The following is a 14,992-nucleotide window of genomic DNA, read 5'->3' on the forward strand; positions in this document are numbered from 1 at the left end:
CCTACTTCCTGAAGCGGCAAAAATCAGGGTTTCAACCTAGACGCAGTTTACTGATAATTCTTTGACAATAAAGTTGAATTCCTTCTAACTTAGCTAGGGAGAATTTGGGTTTAATGGGAAGGATGAGTAAAGACATAAAACTCATCCGCAGCAAGCGATAAATAAGGATAGTTAAAGTCGTATGTTTTTCGAGACTGAGAAGATAACCATAGATATTATGAGTTAGTCTTAGATAACCATAGCGTCGGGTGATAGAAGATGGTTCATGAATGATTTTAATCTGATTGGTAACAACGACTAAATAGCCTTGATTTGCGTATCTTCGGGAAAAATCAAAGTCTTCGTAGTAGAGAAAGTAATCGGTATCAAAATGGGGACAAGTGGAAAAATTAGAGAAGTTAATTAATAAACTGCATCCCGTCACCCAGTCGGGAATAAGATAGGGTTTATCTCCATAGTCTAAGGATTCCTCTACCACGTTAATTGTGCCGATTTTGGCATTAAAATTTCCCCAACCAAACCAGATTTTACCATCCGGTTCGTAAATTTCTGTACCAGCGATGGCAACTTCCGGATATTGCTGAAAAAATTTGCTTGCTTTCTCCAGAGAGTCTGGTAATAAGTAAGCGTCGGGATTAACTAACCAAACGATAGCTTCTCTGTCTTGTTGATAAATCCAATCAAGTCCTAGATTACATCCTTTCCCAAATCCTAAATTTTCCCCCGCTTCAATAATCTTGACTCTTTCCGCTGCTAAAAATTGGATATTTTTATCTTCAGTGGAATTGTTAACAATGATGAGAGTAGCAGATAAGTCATCGTTGAGGGAAGCGATTAAACGCTTAATTAATTCCGCGCAATTGTAGTTAACCGTCAATAGATAAATCATTACAGATAAAAGTTAGGAGTCACTGGCAATTAACAATGGTTAGAGAATGGCTTTTCCGTGCTAATTACTTTTTTTGGAGACGACAGAGATTAAAGTTTTCGATTTTGGTGGGAAAGGGTTGACAATTTTGGAAATCAATAACGAGATTTTCTTTGGCCAAATCCTCCACTATATCAGGGGATTTTTTATTAAAGTCTGTCTGGAGAATGTAGAGAGATTCTGGGGGAGTATTAGCAATGAATGTCTCAGCATTTTTTCGCATTAAAGTTCCCTCACTGACTCCCATATTTCCCCGCAATCGCACAAAACGAGTCGAGGCAGGAAAATGGGGAACTAGATAACCTGTTCCTTCATCTCCCCACATAACAATCGTGGAATTTTCGTAGGTTTTTAATGCTTGACTATCGATACCAAAATAATTATCTGACCATCCCATTCTCCACCAGTCTAAGGGTTTGACTGTAGGGGCAATTAAGGAAAAAATAGCGATAGATATTATAAAAACTGTCCTTTTATGAGGATAAAGATAGGCAATGATCAGGATAATTAAAACTGGTGTGATTAACTCTAGAACCATCAAGTAACGATAGATAGAAAAACCCTTTAACCAAATCAGATAGGCACTACAATAAAAAGGTAGTAAAAATCTGAGAATAGGTAAATGGACTAAATTATTTTGTTGCTCTAGAGAACGGCGAGAGGTGTACTGATAAATAATCACTCCCAGAAGAATAACAATTAAAAGATAGGCAATAGCAAAACGAGTCTCTTTGAATTTTACCTCAGCCACTAGGGTTTGTTCCTGCACAAAATAAAAGGGATAAAATAAAAATTGCCAAACATCTTTCGGTAAAAACCGGGTATCTTGCAGGTTAAAATCTGTTTCGATGTAGGGAGATTGAAAAATTTTGTTGAAAAAGGGAAAAAGGGGATTAGCAAAATTAGTCCACATCAGGATTATCCAATAACCCATCGTCAGGGAAAAACCCACAGCCATAGAGAGAATTAAAGTCAGAAGATTACGCAGCTTTTCCTTGATAGTATTGGTTAAAAAACTAATGGCCACGATTAAACTGATACTATACATTGCCGTGGTCAATTTTAGTCCTGTTGCTAGTCCTAAAAGCAATCCTGCGAAAATTATAGTTTTCAGCTTCACTGGTTGATTACAACCAAGACAAGCAATTATTAAAAATAATCCTGTCAAAACAAAAACACTGCTGGTACTATCACCGATACTGGTTCCCAACTCTGATAGAAAAGCTGCCCCAAAAATACTGGTAATTGCTGCTGCTACGCTTAAGGTTATCTTATATCTTTCGCAAACCTTATCGAAGGAGTGATAAGTGATTAAATGAACTAACCACTGATTTAAACCGTGAAATCCTCCCAAGAAAAACCCAACCACCACCGGAGGTAGTTTTAGGTAATAGATAGCAACAAAAAAAGGAACATCCATCAAAGGATTAAAGAAAGTTTGTATCTGTGCTGGGAGGACATCATACTTAAAACGTCCCGTTAATAACATATAGGGATTATAAAAATGATAATTGCGTAAATCCCAGCTAACATCTTGACCTAAAATAACCGAGATAATTCCTAGTGCGATAAAATAAACTACTGCCCAGAAGAGGGGATGAGTCAGGGAGAACCGTTTTAATAATGTCATAACTTAATCAATAATTTTGGTGACTTCCACGGAAAAACTAACCCGTTTTTGTGCCATTAAACTAATTACTAGCTCTGGGACGAGTCGGCCTTTTAGCTGATAGCTTTTTACTTGATATACCATGTTTGACTAACAAATACAAACAGAAACTTTTGACTCCAAAAAACGTCTTTGGGCAAGTTGACCAAATTTTGATATACTAAGGTGATAAAATTGCCCACCATACTGACTCGATCGCCCATGAAGTCCGAAAAAGGGTTAATCTCGGTCAAGCAAGCTTATCTAAAAATTCTATCGGTCATCCTAGTTGTGGCGATAATCGGTTTATCGGTAGTCGGAAACTATGGTATCACTTGGGACGAACCGATCGAAGTGGATATGGTCAATCATAATCTCGAATATATCCGAGAAAACAAGCCCATATCAGAAATGTCCCGTCATTACGGCTTTTATTTTAACTATATCTCCCAACTTATCTACAAAACCAAAGAAAATTTTTTCCCTGCTACCCCCAATCTTCCCCCCAATCCCACTGATAAGGATAAATGGCTATCGAGGATCTGGCAAATAACCCGGGTTAAGCACGTCGTCACCTTTCTTTTTTCCCTGATTACCTATCTATCGGTGGTGGGAATCGTCGCTATCCTAGCAGGAATCGAATCTGCTTGGTTAGGTGCGCTAATTTTAGCCCTATTTCCCGCTTTTTGGGGTCATAGCTTCTTTAATCCCAAAGATATACCCTTTGCAGCCATGTTCACCCTCGGAACCTTCGCTGGTTCCCTATTACTAGATAAATATTTTCAGTCCGAAAATCAGGCCATTAAACTAGGATTTAACCGTTTAACCGTTTATTCTTGCCTCTACGGGATTCTCGCTGGTTTAATCACCGGAATTCGCATCGGTGGCTTTTTTATCCTCTTTTATCTCATCTTCGCTCATCTGATGGCCCGTTGGGATATCAAAACCCTTCCCAAAACCGTCTGGCGTTTTCTGCCCCTATACGCAGTTATTATATTTTTTTGGGCAATAACCACCTATATTGTCCATCCCGCCGCTTGGAGAAACCCGATTACTTGGTTTATCGAAGCGATAACCCTCATGTCAAAGTATAACATCTGGGATAATACGGTTCTCTTTGACGGTCAAAATATCCCCGGTCGTTCCCTACCTTGGTACTATCTACCCCGGCTATTTTCCCTCACCACCCCCGTCCTCCTGCAAATCGCCGTATTGGTGGGTGTAATGGTGATTTTGACAAAAATGACCAAATTAACGCCAACCCAGCGTGCTTGCGCCATAATCACCGTACTCCAAGCGTTTTTACTGCCCACCGTTGCTATACTGCGTCAATCTACTCTCTACGACGGCATCCGTCACTTTTTATTTGTCATTCCCGCCCTAGTAGCGATCGCAACTACGGCCATTATTTGGACATACCATAAACTCAAACAAAAGTCAATAAAAATCTTTCTAACGACCCTGCTAATCCTCAACTTTAGCCTCATTGTCTATGACATGATTAGCCTACATCCCTACGAATACACCTACTATAACCGCGCCTACGGAGGCTTAAAAGCAGCCCAGGGTCAACAGGAAACCGATTACTGGGGATTAAGTCTCAAAGAGGGGATGGAATGGCTTAATCAAAATGCCGCCGCTAACTCTACCATAGTCGTTGCCGGTCCGATGTTTGCGGCAGAAATGGTAGAGGATCACCAGCGAAACTTTACGATGATCTATCGAGATGACTTTGCTTCGGGAAAGGCCCCCGACCCCGATTATTACATGGGTTTATCCCGATACGATTATTTCCAAGCTTTCCCCCATTGTCCCACTGTTCATGCCGTCCAACGCCAAGAAACCCCCCTAACTATCATTAAACATTGTCGTCAGCCATGATCGAAATGACCTCTATTCCGCCGATTTCCTTACAAAACTACCGTATCGCCGCCATCATTCCCTGTCACAACGAAGAACTAACGATCGCTAAAGTTGTCTCCCAATTCCAAACTTTTCTGCCAGAAGCAGCAATTTATGTTTATAACAACCGCTCTAGCGATGATACCGTGACCGAGGCCCTCAAAGCCGGGGCGATCGGGCGTCAGGAAATCCAACCGGGAAAAGGCAATGTTGTCCGGCGGATGTTTGCCGATATCGAAGCGGATATCTATATTCTCATCGATGGTGATGATACCTACGAAATTGCGGCAGTACGTCGCTTAATTGAACGAATGCTGGGGGAACAGTTAGATATGGTGGTCGGTGCGCGTCGGGAAGCGGCAAAATCCTCCCAGGCTTATCGCCGGGGTCATCGCGCTGGTAATCTATTTTTAACGGGATTCGTGAAATTTCTGTTTGGAGCGCGTTTAATCGATATGCTCTCCGGTTATCGCGTCTTTTCCCGTCGTTTCGTCAAATCTTTTCCCGCTTTGTCCAATGGTTTCGAGATTGAAACCGAGTTAACTATCCACGCTTTAGAATTAAAAATTCCCTTCGCTGAAGAACCAACCCTCTACGGGGAACGTCCCGAGGGTTCCCAAAGTAAGTTAAAAACCTTTCAAGATGGCTGGCGGGTATTGGGAACCGCTATCCTACTATTTAAAGAAATTCGTCCTTTTCTCTTTTTTAGCCTTGTCTCGCTGATTTTGGCGGTTATTTCCCTTCTCTTAGCGATTCCCGTCCTATTTGAATACCTCGAAACCGGCTTAGTACCACGTTTTCCCACCGCCATTTTATCGGCCTCGATCATGCTTTTAGCCTTTTTAAGTTTGACCTGTGGCATGATCCTCGATTCCGTCTCCCGGGGACGCAAAGAGATGAAACGAATGGCTTATCTAGCTAACAGTTGGCCAAAAGGTTAGGGAAAAAAGTTCACTAAACATACAAGTCTAGATCAAATCTCTGGTTAAATCGTCTGTAACTGTTGCAGCACGGAGGAGGGTTTTTTGCCAATAAATTCCGCTGGCGAAATTTGATATTTAATCAGATTGGCTAATTCCTCTAGTTGGCTGATGGCTTCCGCACCTTCGAGTTTCATTAACTCTCGATCGTCGCGCATTTCTGTCCAGGTGATGCCGTAATCGGACACGAGAAACCGAATTAGATGGGTTTCCCCCAATCCCACCATAAAAGATGCGCTGTTCATTTGACCGCCACAGGTGTAGCAAGATGCTAGATAACCTTGATTTTCTAGTGCGATCGCTAAGGCCTGTAAATCCATGACTAAGTCTTTGACCAGTTGGCGATGCTGTTCTGCAAGTCGTTTAAACACAATGTTCCTCCTGACAACACTCCTCAATTATAAAACCTTAATACTTTTTTAAGATTCTTGCTTGAGAAAATAAGGTATGTGAACCAAGTTTTTTTACGGATGTTAAGCAACAAAATGTAAAGAACCCGAGGCCTAGGGTAGCGTGAATTCCTGAGTTCGCCAAGTATATATAACTACAAAGCCACCAGTTTATCCATCTTTCCACCTCCTCGATCCCAACCATTCCCATCATGCCCATTTTTAAAGTTTATGATCCGGTTTCGACAAAAAAGTTCGTAAATCTATATTGACAATTACATAAACCTATGCTTCTATGCCGGATGCGGAGGGGTGTGGGGTGTAGGGTGTGGGGTGTGGGTTGTGGGGTGTCGGGTGTGGGGTGTAGGGTGTGGGGTGTGGGGTGTCGGGTGTGGGGAGAATAAATAAAAATAATCTCCTGTCTCCTGACTCCTGATCACTGATCACTGATCACTGATTGCTGATAAGATTGTTACGAAAATATAAACACGAAATTCTATAGTTAGCCATGACCCAAAACGGAAGCTCGAAGTCGATCGTTGTCTCTCCCTCGATCCTATCGGCGGATTTTAGTAAATTAGGAGCCGATATCGAGGCTGTGGATAAGGCAGGAGCCGATTGGATTCACGTTGATGTGATGGATGGTCGTTTTGTCCCGAATATCACCATTGGACCCCTGATTGTCTCCGCTATTCGTCCCTATACGAAAAAACCTTTAGATGTGCATTTAATGATCGTGGAACCAGAAAAATATGTGGCTGACTTTGCGAAAGCGGGTGCTGACATTATTTCTGTTCACGCTGAACATAATGCTTCTCCCCACCTTCATCGTACTCTTTGTCAGATCCGCGAACTCGGTAAACAAGCGGGTGTGGTATTAAATCCCTCCACTCCCTTAGATTTAATCGAATATGTGCTGCATTTGTGCGATTTAGTCCTAATTATGAGCGTTAACCCCGGTTTTGGTGGCCAGAGTTTTATCCCGGAAGTTGTCCCCAAAATCCGTCAATTACGCCAAATGTGCGATGAAAAAGGCTTGGATCCTTGGATTGAAGTGGATGGCGGCTTGAAACCGGCTAATACTTGGCAAGTTCTCGAAGCGGGCGCTAATGCGATTGTAGCAGGTTCGGCGGTATTTAATGCCCCCGATTACGCGACGGCGATCGAAGGTATCCGTAACAGCAAACGTCCCCAACCTCAATTAGCCACGGTTTAATTGCCGCAGGGGTGGGTTAGCTGTTGATTAATTATCTTAGTATTGGCACTAACCCACTCTACTGATTTGTTCTAAAACCTGCCGCCATAAACCAGAATTAGAGACGGCTAAAACTTCGCTAGAATCAGCTTTTAGGGGATTACCAGACCAATCGCTAATTATTCCGCCCGCACCTTCAATAATCGGGATTAAAGCACAAAAATCGTAGTATTTCAGGTCTGATTCTAGGATTACCATCGGCATGGCAGTGCAGCCAGTGGCTAACATCATATAGTTATAACAATCACCCCCAAAAGCGGTACGTTTGCAGACGCTTTGCAGCTGACGAGCGATCGCTTGTTGTCGTTCTGTGATAAACATTAAGGGAGTGGTGGAGGCTAAACAGGCATTTTTTAAGACAAGTTCCCGATCCTGACGATAGGGATTAACAATCATCCGGTTATTATAAAGACTGGCTTTTCCCTTCACTCCTAACCAGCGATCGCCTAAAATCGGTTGATAGACAATTCCTAAAATCGGTTGATTTTCTGCCACTAGGCCGATTAAAGTTCCAAAAATCGGCAATCCTTTGACAAAAGAGGATGTGCCATCGATCGGATCCAATACCCAATAACGACCACTTTGGGAGGGAATATTGGCTCCTTCTTCCCGAATAACCCCATCTTCGGGTAATTCTCGCCGAATAATCGCCACCATCGCCTCCTCAGCTTCTTGATCGGCGATTGTTACTATTGAGGAAACTTGCTCGAGTTTGGTCTCGGTTTCTAGATGGGGCTGCCGAAAATAGCGCCGGATAATCTCTCCAGACGCGTCCGCTAATTGATGAGCTAGTTGGATAGTGCGATCAATATTCATCAATAAAAGTTATCCATACAGGAAAACAATAATGTTTATTTATGGGAAAGGGGAAGTGGGGAGAGGTGGAGGATTTAGCGGAAATTTCCCTATCACCCTAAATCCCTATTGCCTCTTGGATAGTGCGATCAATATTCATCAATAAAAGTTATCCATACAGGAAAACAATAATGTTTATTTATGGGAAAGGGGAAGTGGGGAAGTGGGGAAGTGGGGGAAATTTGCCTATCACCCTAAATCCCTATTGCCGCGTCGAAGCTAGAACTATCAGTGGGTAACAGTTTGATTTTGACTCCATAATTAAATTAGTCAACGATCGACTCAATCTCAAGACGAGAAAAAATTAATCTATTAGGAGTTTAGCTGATGACGGCTTTTACGGAAAATGACCTAAAAAGGTTAGAAAATCTGATTATCAATGGACAAAAAGCGATCGAAACTCGTTTAACCTCTTTGGAGAGTGGACAAAAAGCGATCGAAACTCGTTTAACCTCTTTGGAGAATGGACAAAAAGCGATCGAAACTCGTTTAACCTCTTTGGAGAATGGACAAAAAGCGATCGAGAATAGCGTCGGAGAGATCAAAAGAGAAATTCAAGTCCTAGAGATAGGACAGACGGAAATTAAGGGAGAAATCAGGACTTTAGACGCAAAAATCACGGGTTTAAATGCAAGAGTGCAACTCATCGAGGCATCCGTGGGAAAAATTCCCGATTTAGCTGAAAAAATTGGGGAAGTAAAAAACTGGAAACAGATCGGTATATCGATTGTGACTGCTTTTGTGGGTGGGGTAATTGGTTGGTTGATTCGGGGAAAATAAAACTAAGGAATTTGACATACCCCACGCCGTAAACGGACGTGGATTCTTCTAGCATCACTGCTGTGAATTTCTGGCTCAACGAGTCCACTTGAATTAGATTCCTGGCGAAATCCCACCCAGAGGTGGTTCTCTCCTCAGACTTTCGCTCCCTTACAGAAGCCTGTTTTCGTGTGCCCCACGATACAGTTCAAAACCTCTAAAATGCTTGGTTTCTCTGGTACTTGGTGCTGAGAATTTTTACCTATAGGAGCATTCCCCTATAGAACCCCATAACTCTAGTTTTCAAGGTGCGTTCATCCGGCGATGACTGGGTTTTTTAAGCGGTTGCTTACCCTGCCCGCTATTCTTAATATCATAGATCATATAAAGTCGCCCTAAAAGGGCGAGGCTTTAATCCCAATTTTTCGGTAACATAGTATTAAGCATTTGTATATTTTTATTAATTTTTATGGAACAGACAGCTTTAAATCTGATCGCGATTACCGTTTTTTCGATCACTCTTTCCGTATTTGTCACTCCTTTGCTGTCTATTTCGCCTTTTGTCCCCGCTTTAGCTACTCTTAGCCTCTTGGGATTAGTTACCGTTGATACTCTCACCTTTAATAACCGGGGCGTGACTTTGCTACTGGATGCTCTTTCTCCTAGTAAACACCGTCAAAGAGTTATTCACCACGAAGCCGGACATTTTCTCACCGCTTATATTTTGGGCATTCCGATCGCCAGTTATAGTTTGACCGCTTGGGAAGCCTTTCGTCAAGGCCAGGAGGGAGTCGGCGGTGTTCAATTTGACCTAGCAGATTTAGAGCAAAAAGTCAAGAACTTTACCGATTTTCCTGCTTTTTTAGAGAGAATTTCTACGGTGTGGATGGCGGGAATTGCTGCCGAAACCTTAGTTTATGGTAAAGCGGAGGGGGGAGAAAGCGATCGATTTTATCTGCAATCGGCCTTAAAATTAGCGGGGGTTCCTGAGAATAATTATGCCCAAAAAGAGCGCTGGAGTTTATTGCAGGCAAAAACTCTTTTAGAAAAACAACAGACTGCCTATCAAGCTTTAGTGATAGCTATGGAAAAAAGGGCAAGTGTGGAAGAATGCTGTCGGGTGATTAGTGAAAGTTTAGTATAACGGGAAAAGTAATCAGGGATAGATTTGATAATTTCTCCGTTAAATCTTTATGAATAATCAGAGCATTCAATCCGATCAGCGATTAGCTTTAATTGTGCGCGGAGCAGTACAAGGGGTCGGTTTTCGTCCTTTTGTTTATCGATTAGCAACGGAATTAAACCTAACTGGTTGGGTGAATAATACAGCAGCGGGAGTTTTTATTGAAGTCGAGGGCAATCGAGACAAACTAGAAACTTTTTTGAATCGATTATCTTTAGAAAAACCACCTCAATCGCTAATTGAAAATATTGAGACTCAATGGTTAAATCCCATCGGTTATCAAAACTTTAGCATACGTCACAGTAGCGGCGGTGAAAAAAATACAATTGTTCTGCCCGATTTAGCCACTTGTCCCGATTGTTTAGCCGATATTTTTGACCCGAATAATCGTCGTTATCGCTATCCTTTTACTAACTGCACTAACTGCGGTCCTCGCTACAGTATTATCGAGAGTTTGCCCTATGATCGCAGTGCCACAACTATGAGGGGTTTTAATCAGTGTCCCGAATGTCAAAGGGAATACGAAAACCCTCTAGATCGCCGTTTTCATGCCCAACCGAATGCCTGTCCTCGTTGCGGACCCCAAATTAGTCTTTTAGATAGTCAAGGATGTGTATTAGCGGAAAAAGATCAAGCTTTAATTGCTACTGCTAGAGCAATTGAACAGGGAAAAATTATGGCGATCAAAGGATTAGGAGGATTTCACCTGGTTGTCGATGCAAGAAATACGGAAGCAGTGCAAAAATTGCGACAACGTAAACAGCGACCGGATAAGCCTTTTGCCGTGATGTATCCTAATCTTGAGTTAGTGAAAAACCACGGTTATGTATCTTCTTTAGAATCGCAATTATTGCAGTCTCCTGCAGCGGCAATTGTCCTGATTAAACAGCGAAAAAATTATCTTTCTGCTGCCGTTTCTCCGGGTAATCCCTATCTAGGAGTCATGTTACCCTATACTCCCCTACACCATCTTTTATTAGCAGAATTAGGCTTTCCTATTGTAGCAACCAGTGGTAATCTAGCCGATGAACCTATCTGTATTGAGGAAAAAGAAGCTTTAGAAAAATTAGGAAAAATCGCCGATTTATTTCTAGTTCATAATCGTCCCATAGTTCGACCAGTGGATGACTCTATTATCAGGGAAATGGCGGGAAAAGCGATGATTTTGCGCCGTGCGCGGGGATATGCTCCCTTTCCAGTTAAAGTTAATGAGGGAGATTTTCCCCCGATTCTGGCCGTGGGAAGTTATTTTAAAAATACCGTGGCTATCTACCAAAAAAATCAAGTTTTTATTAGTCAACATATAGGCGATTTAGATACAGTTAATGCCGTCAATCATTTTGAAAATATTCTCGATAGTTTAAAAAAATTATACGAGTTTGCACCCGAAGTTATTGCCTGTGATGCTCATCCTGAATATCTAGCAACCAAGTACGCTTATAGCTTAAATTTACCCGTTATTCCCATTCAACACCATTACGCTCACGTTTTATCCTGCATGGCAGAACATCAGCTACAACCTCCGGTTTTAGGGGTTGCTTGGGATGGAACAGGATACGGTTTAGATGGCACAATTTGGGGGGGAGAATTTATCCATATTGCTGCCGATTCTTGGCAGCGAGTCGCCCATTTTAAACCCTGGCCATTACCCGGAGGAGAAAAAGCGATTAAAGAACCCAGACGAGTGGCTTTAGGATTACTAGAAGTTATGGAAAATACTGATAGGATAAAATCAGCTTTTAGTGAACAGGAATGGTCTATTTTTAGGCAAATGTTAACCAAAAAAATTAATTGTCCTTTAACTTCTAGTGTCGGGCGTTTGTTTGATGGTGTGGCGGCGATTCTAGGTTTATGTTATCAATTAAGTTTTGAGGGACAGGCAGCAATGCAGTTAGAATTTGCCCTTGATGGCATTAAAACGGAAGAGTATTATCATTTTTCTTTATCCTCCGACTCCCCCATAGTTATTGATTGGAATCAGATAATTTTAGGAGTTATTGAAGATTTAGAAAAACCAGTACAAATCGGCATAATTGCCGCTAAATTTCATAATAGTTTAAGTGAGATTATTGTAGAAATTGCTCACCAAATAGGTAGAGAAAAAATTCTCTTGACGGGAGGCTGTTTTCAAAATCGTTATCTGACGGAAAGAACAATTAATCGCCTACAAGCTTCGGGATTTCAACCCTACTGGCAGCAAACTGTTCCCACTAATGATGGTGGTATTAGCCTTGGTCAAATTATCGGGGCTTTTTCTGAACTTAAACGGTTCTAGATAGGATAAAATTAACTTCTTGGTTAGGACAGGCAAGAGGTAGTTATAAACCACAGAGACACAAAGAACACAGAGAGCCGATTTTTTTCTAGACTGTTGGGATTGTCGAAAATTGAGATTTTAGCTTAAACGATGCCACTCGACGATTTTATTGCCTACTTTCAAAATAATTGCTTGACCTAAACCCAGTTCTTGTGTCACATTAACTAGATGGGCAAAATTTTGACGAGTAATCGCTAGTCCCTGCAAACAGGCTAGAAAATCGAGACAGAGAACCGTAGAAAATTCCCAGGTTTGTCGGTAAACACGGCAATTATCGGGTAAAAAAGCCACAAGAGTGCGAAAATGAGTCAAAGCGGCTTTCTCAAAATTGGCGCTAGTGCAGTCAAAAGACGAGTGCTGATAGCTCATAAAAACTTTGCCTGATAGGGAAAGAGCAGGGTTTCCCTCAGACTAGCACTTCCCTTCTGGGGATCACCTTCCCTTTAGAATTTCTCAATAGACTGGCAAATCCCCCCAGAGGGGTATCCTTACCCGCGAACAAATTGCTAGAAGCTAGGTTTCTTCCCGGAGATGGTGTACTTTAGATATTGATGTCCTTCCGGCTGGCAAGATAACCCGCAAATTTCCCCACTCGTCCCTAGGGATAAAAGGCTGTATTTAGTCAAAAATCAAGTGTTGACTTTGATGCAAAACTTGCCAAGTAAAAAATGATGACAGCCTCAAGTTGCCGCTTAACTACTTGACTACTTAACTGATAACTGGTAACTAAAATTATGAATAATGCAATTGTCAAACCGAGAGATGTACAAGTAGCACCGATAGCCGCCGATACTTTTGTTTTTCGTTCCCGCACTTGGGACCGGTTAAAATTCGAGATCGAATACGGATTACAAAAGGGAACCACCGCCAATAGTTATCTGATTAAAGGTGAAAAGGTCGCTCTTTTTGATCCACCAGGAGAATCATTCTCGGATATATTTTTAGAGGCTTTAACTAAAAGAATCGACCCGAAAACTATTGATTATATTATCCTCGGTCACGTTAACCCCAATCGTGCCGTCACCCTCAAGGCACTTTTAGAAATCGCTCCTCAAGTCACTTTTGTTTGTTCTAATCCGGGGGCAATTTCCCTGAAAAAAATTCTCGAAACCGAAGCATTAAATCTGTTCGTTGTCAAGGGGGAAGAAATATTAAATTTAGGAGCAAATCATCAATTAGAATTTATCCCCACTCCTAACCCCCGATTTCCCGATCAACTCTGTACCTACGACAGTAAAACTGATATTCTCTACACCGATAAATTATTCGGGGCGCACGTTTGTGGCGACCAAATTTTTGATGAGGGTTGGAGCGTTTATAACGAAGATCGGCGTTATTATTTCGATTGTCTCATGGCTCCCTATGCCAGCCAAATTAGCAACGCTTTGGAGAAATTAGCCGCTAAATCGCCCTTATTTTATGCCGTTGGTCACGGTCCTCTGGTGCGTTACGGGATGCACGAATTGACCCTTTCCTATCAACAATGGTTAGCAGTACAAAAGTCCCAAGAGTTGACAATCGCTCTGATTTATGCTAGTGCCTACGGCAACACTGCCACCCTCGCTCAAGCGATCGCCATGGGGATCACGAAAGCGGGAGTAGCAGTGACGGCGATTAATGCCGAGTTCGCTGAACCAGACGAGATCAAAACGGCGATCGAAAAAAGTGTCGGTTTTATCTTTGGTTCCCCCACTTTGGGAGGACACGCACCGACTCCCATCCAAACCGCCTTGGGGATTACCCTGTCCAATGGCGATAAAAGCAAGCTGGTGGGTGTTTTTGGCTCCTACGGTTGGAGTGGGGAAGCGATCGATCTTTTGGAAAGTAAATTCCGGGATGGCGGTTATCGCTTCGGTTTTGAGCCAATTCGGGTTAAATTTAAGCCCACGGAGGCAATTTTAAAGACCTGTGAGGAAGCGGGAACCGATTTCGCTCAAGCAGTCAAAAAAGCTCGCAAAAGCAGACAACCGAAAACTAATGTTAACCAATCCCAAAGCGATCGGCGATCGCAGGCCCTGGGCCGTTTGGTGGGTTCTCTCTGTATCGTCACCTGCGAATTGGGGGAATTGCGCGGCGCCATGTTAGCCTCTTGGGTGTCGCAAGCGACGTTCACACCCCCCGGATTGACTATTGCCGTGGCGAAAGAACGAGCGATCGAGTCTCTGCTCTATAGCGGTACGCCTTTTGTCCTTAATATCCTCCAAGAAGGTCAACATTTGGCTTTAATGAAACATTTTCTTAAACCTTTTACTCCAGGGGAAGATCGTTTCGCTAATATCGAAACCACTAAAGCTGAGAACGGTGGGCCGATTCTGGCCGAAGCGCTCGCTTATCTGGAATGTCGGGTAGAACAACGAATGGAGTGCGGTGATCATTGGCTGATTTATGCGATCGCAGAAAAAGGCAAGGTTTTACACCAGGGTTTAACCGCTATCCATCATCGCAAATCCGGCAGTTATTATTGATTTGTCGTTATGATCATTTCAGGGGGTGTTTTCAGGCAGGATAACCCACCCTGATTGGTCTAATACTAAATCAGGCTACATATCAGGATAGGCACTCCTGCAAGTGTAGTGACTCTTAAATTATTACAGATGTATCAGCAGCTGCCTGTAAGCATCTCACCGAAAAACTAATGCGCGGGGGGTTTGGGGGCGGCGCCACGCCCCCAACGGGGGGTTTGGGGGGTAGAACCCCCCAAAGGCTTGGATTGAGTGATAAAATCGCAAGTAATACGGCCATCCGTTGAGTATAAGCTACATATCAGGAGAGGCAC

At 42.6% G+C, this 14,992-nt stretch carries 12 protein-coding genes; 7 read left to right on the forward strand and 5 right to left on the reverse strand.

What is annotated here, in order from left to right:
* Positions 1 to 31: 31 nt before the first annotated feature.
* Positions 32 to 889 carry a glycosyltransferase gene (locus tag N0824_RS09035; RefSeq protein ID WP_108936512.1) on the reverse strand — a complete coding sequence of 286 codons (858 nt, stop codon included), beginning with the start codon at positions 887 to 889 and terminating at the stop codon, positions 32 to 34.
* A 64-nt stretch (positions 890 to 953) separates the two neighbouring features.
* Entirely contained in the window at positions 954 to 2,558 is a 1,605-nt protein-coding gene (locus tag N0824_RS09040) for a glycosyltransferase 87 family protein (protein WP_108936513.1), read from the reverse strand.
* A 240-nt stretch (positions 2,559 to 2,798) separates the two neighbouring features.
* Between N0824_RS09040 and N0824_RS09045 the strand changes: the two genes are divergently transcribed.
* Positions 2,799 to 4,457 (forward strand): glycosyltransferase family 39 protein, encoded by a 1,659-nt coding sequence (locus N0824_RS09045; protein WP_108936514.1) that lies wholly within the window; start codon positions 2,799 to 2,801, stop codon positions 4,455 to 4,457.
* Entirely contained in the window at positions 4,454 to 5,419 is a 966-nt protein-coding gene (locus tag N0824_RS09050) for a glycosyltransferase family 2 protein (RefSeq protein WP_108936515.1), read from the forward strand. The genes N0824_RS09045 and N0824_RS09050 overlap by 4 nt, the downstream gene beginning before the upstream one ends.
* Positions 5,420 to 5,463: 44 nt before the next feature.
* Here N0824_RS09050 and N0824_RS09055 read toward each other — a convergent pair whose 3' ends face one another.
* Positions 5,464 to 5,829, reverse strand: a complete 366-nt coding sequence (locus N0824_RS09055) for a DUF1815 family protein (protein ID WP_046661499.1) — start codon at positions 5,827 to 5,829, stop codon at positions 5,464 to 5,466.
* A 526-nt stretch (positions 5,830 to 6,355) separates the two neighbouring features.
* Between N0824_RS09055 and rpe the strand changes: the two genes are divergently transcribed.
* Positions 6,356 to 7,063, forward strand: a complete 708-nt coding sequence (gene rpe / locus N0824_RS09060; protein ID WP_104397903.1) for a ribulose-phosphate 3-epimerase — start codon at positions 6,356 to 6,358, stop codon at positions 7,061 to 7,063.
* Positions 7,064 to 7,111: 48 nt separating this feature from the next.
* On the opposite strand, the gene hisN is transcribed toward rpe, so the two are convergent.
* Positions 7,112 to 7,918 (reverse strand): histidinol-phosphatase, encoded by an 807-nt coding sequence (gene hisN, locus N0824_RS09065; RefSeq protein ID WP_108936516.1) that lies wholly within the window; start codon positions 7,916 to 7,918, stop codon positions 7,112 to 7,114.
* Positions 7,919 to 8,284: 366 nt separating this feature from the next.
* On the opposite strand from hisN, the gene N0824_RS09070 reads away from it, so the two are divergent.
* The 3 genes from N0824_RS09070 (at position 8,285) to hypF (ending at position 12,174) form a co-directional block, all read left to right on the forward strand.
* The gene (locus N0824_RS09070; RefSeq protein ID WP_108936517.1) at positions 8,285 to 8,737 is read left to right on the forward strand and encodes a hypothetical protein; all 453 of its coding nucleotides are present in this window, start codon (positions 8,285 to 8,287) and stop codon (positions 8,735 to 8,737) included.
* 448 nt (positions 8,738 to 9,185) lie between these two features.
* Entirely contained in the window at positions 9,186 to 9,860 is a 675-nt protein-coding gene (locus tag N0824_RS09080) for an ATP-dependent Zn protease (RefSeq protein ID WP_108936518.1), read from the forward strand.
* A 49-nt stretch (positions 9,861 to 9,909) separates the two neighbouring features.
* Entirely contained in the window at positions 9,910 to 12,174 is a 2,265-nt protein-coding gene (gene hypF / locus N0824_RS09085; RefSeq protein WP_108936519.1) for a carbamoyltransferase HypF, read from the forward strand.
* Between the two features lie 120 nt (positions 12,175 to 12,294).
* On the opposite strand, the gene N0824_RS09090 is transcribed toward hypF, so the two are convergent.
* Positions 12,295 to 12,585: a hypothetical protein gene (locus tag N0824_RS09090; RefSeq protein WP_108936520.1), complete on the reverse strand. Its 291-nt coding sequence runs from the start codon at positions 12,583 to 12,585 to the stop codon at positions 12,295 to 12,297.
* Positions 12,586 to 12,950: 365 nt separating this feature from the next.
* Between N0824_RS09090 and N0824_RS09095 the strand changes: the two genes are divergently transcribed.
* Complete coding sequence (locus tag N0824_RS09095; RefSeq protein ID WP_108936521.1) at positions 12,951 to 14,681, forward strand: diflavin flavoprotein; 1,731 nt, start codon at positions 12,951 to 12,953, stop codon at positions 14,679 to 14,681.
* Positions 14,682 to 14,992 lie beyond the last annotated feature (311 nt).

Source organism: Microcystis sp. 0824 (assembly GCF_003112475.1).
GTDB lineage: Bacteria > Cyanobacteriota > Cyanobacteriia > Cyanobacteriales > Microcystaceae > Microcystis > Microcystis aeruginosa_C.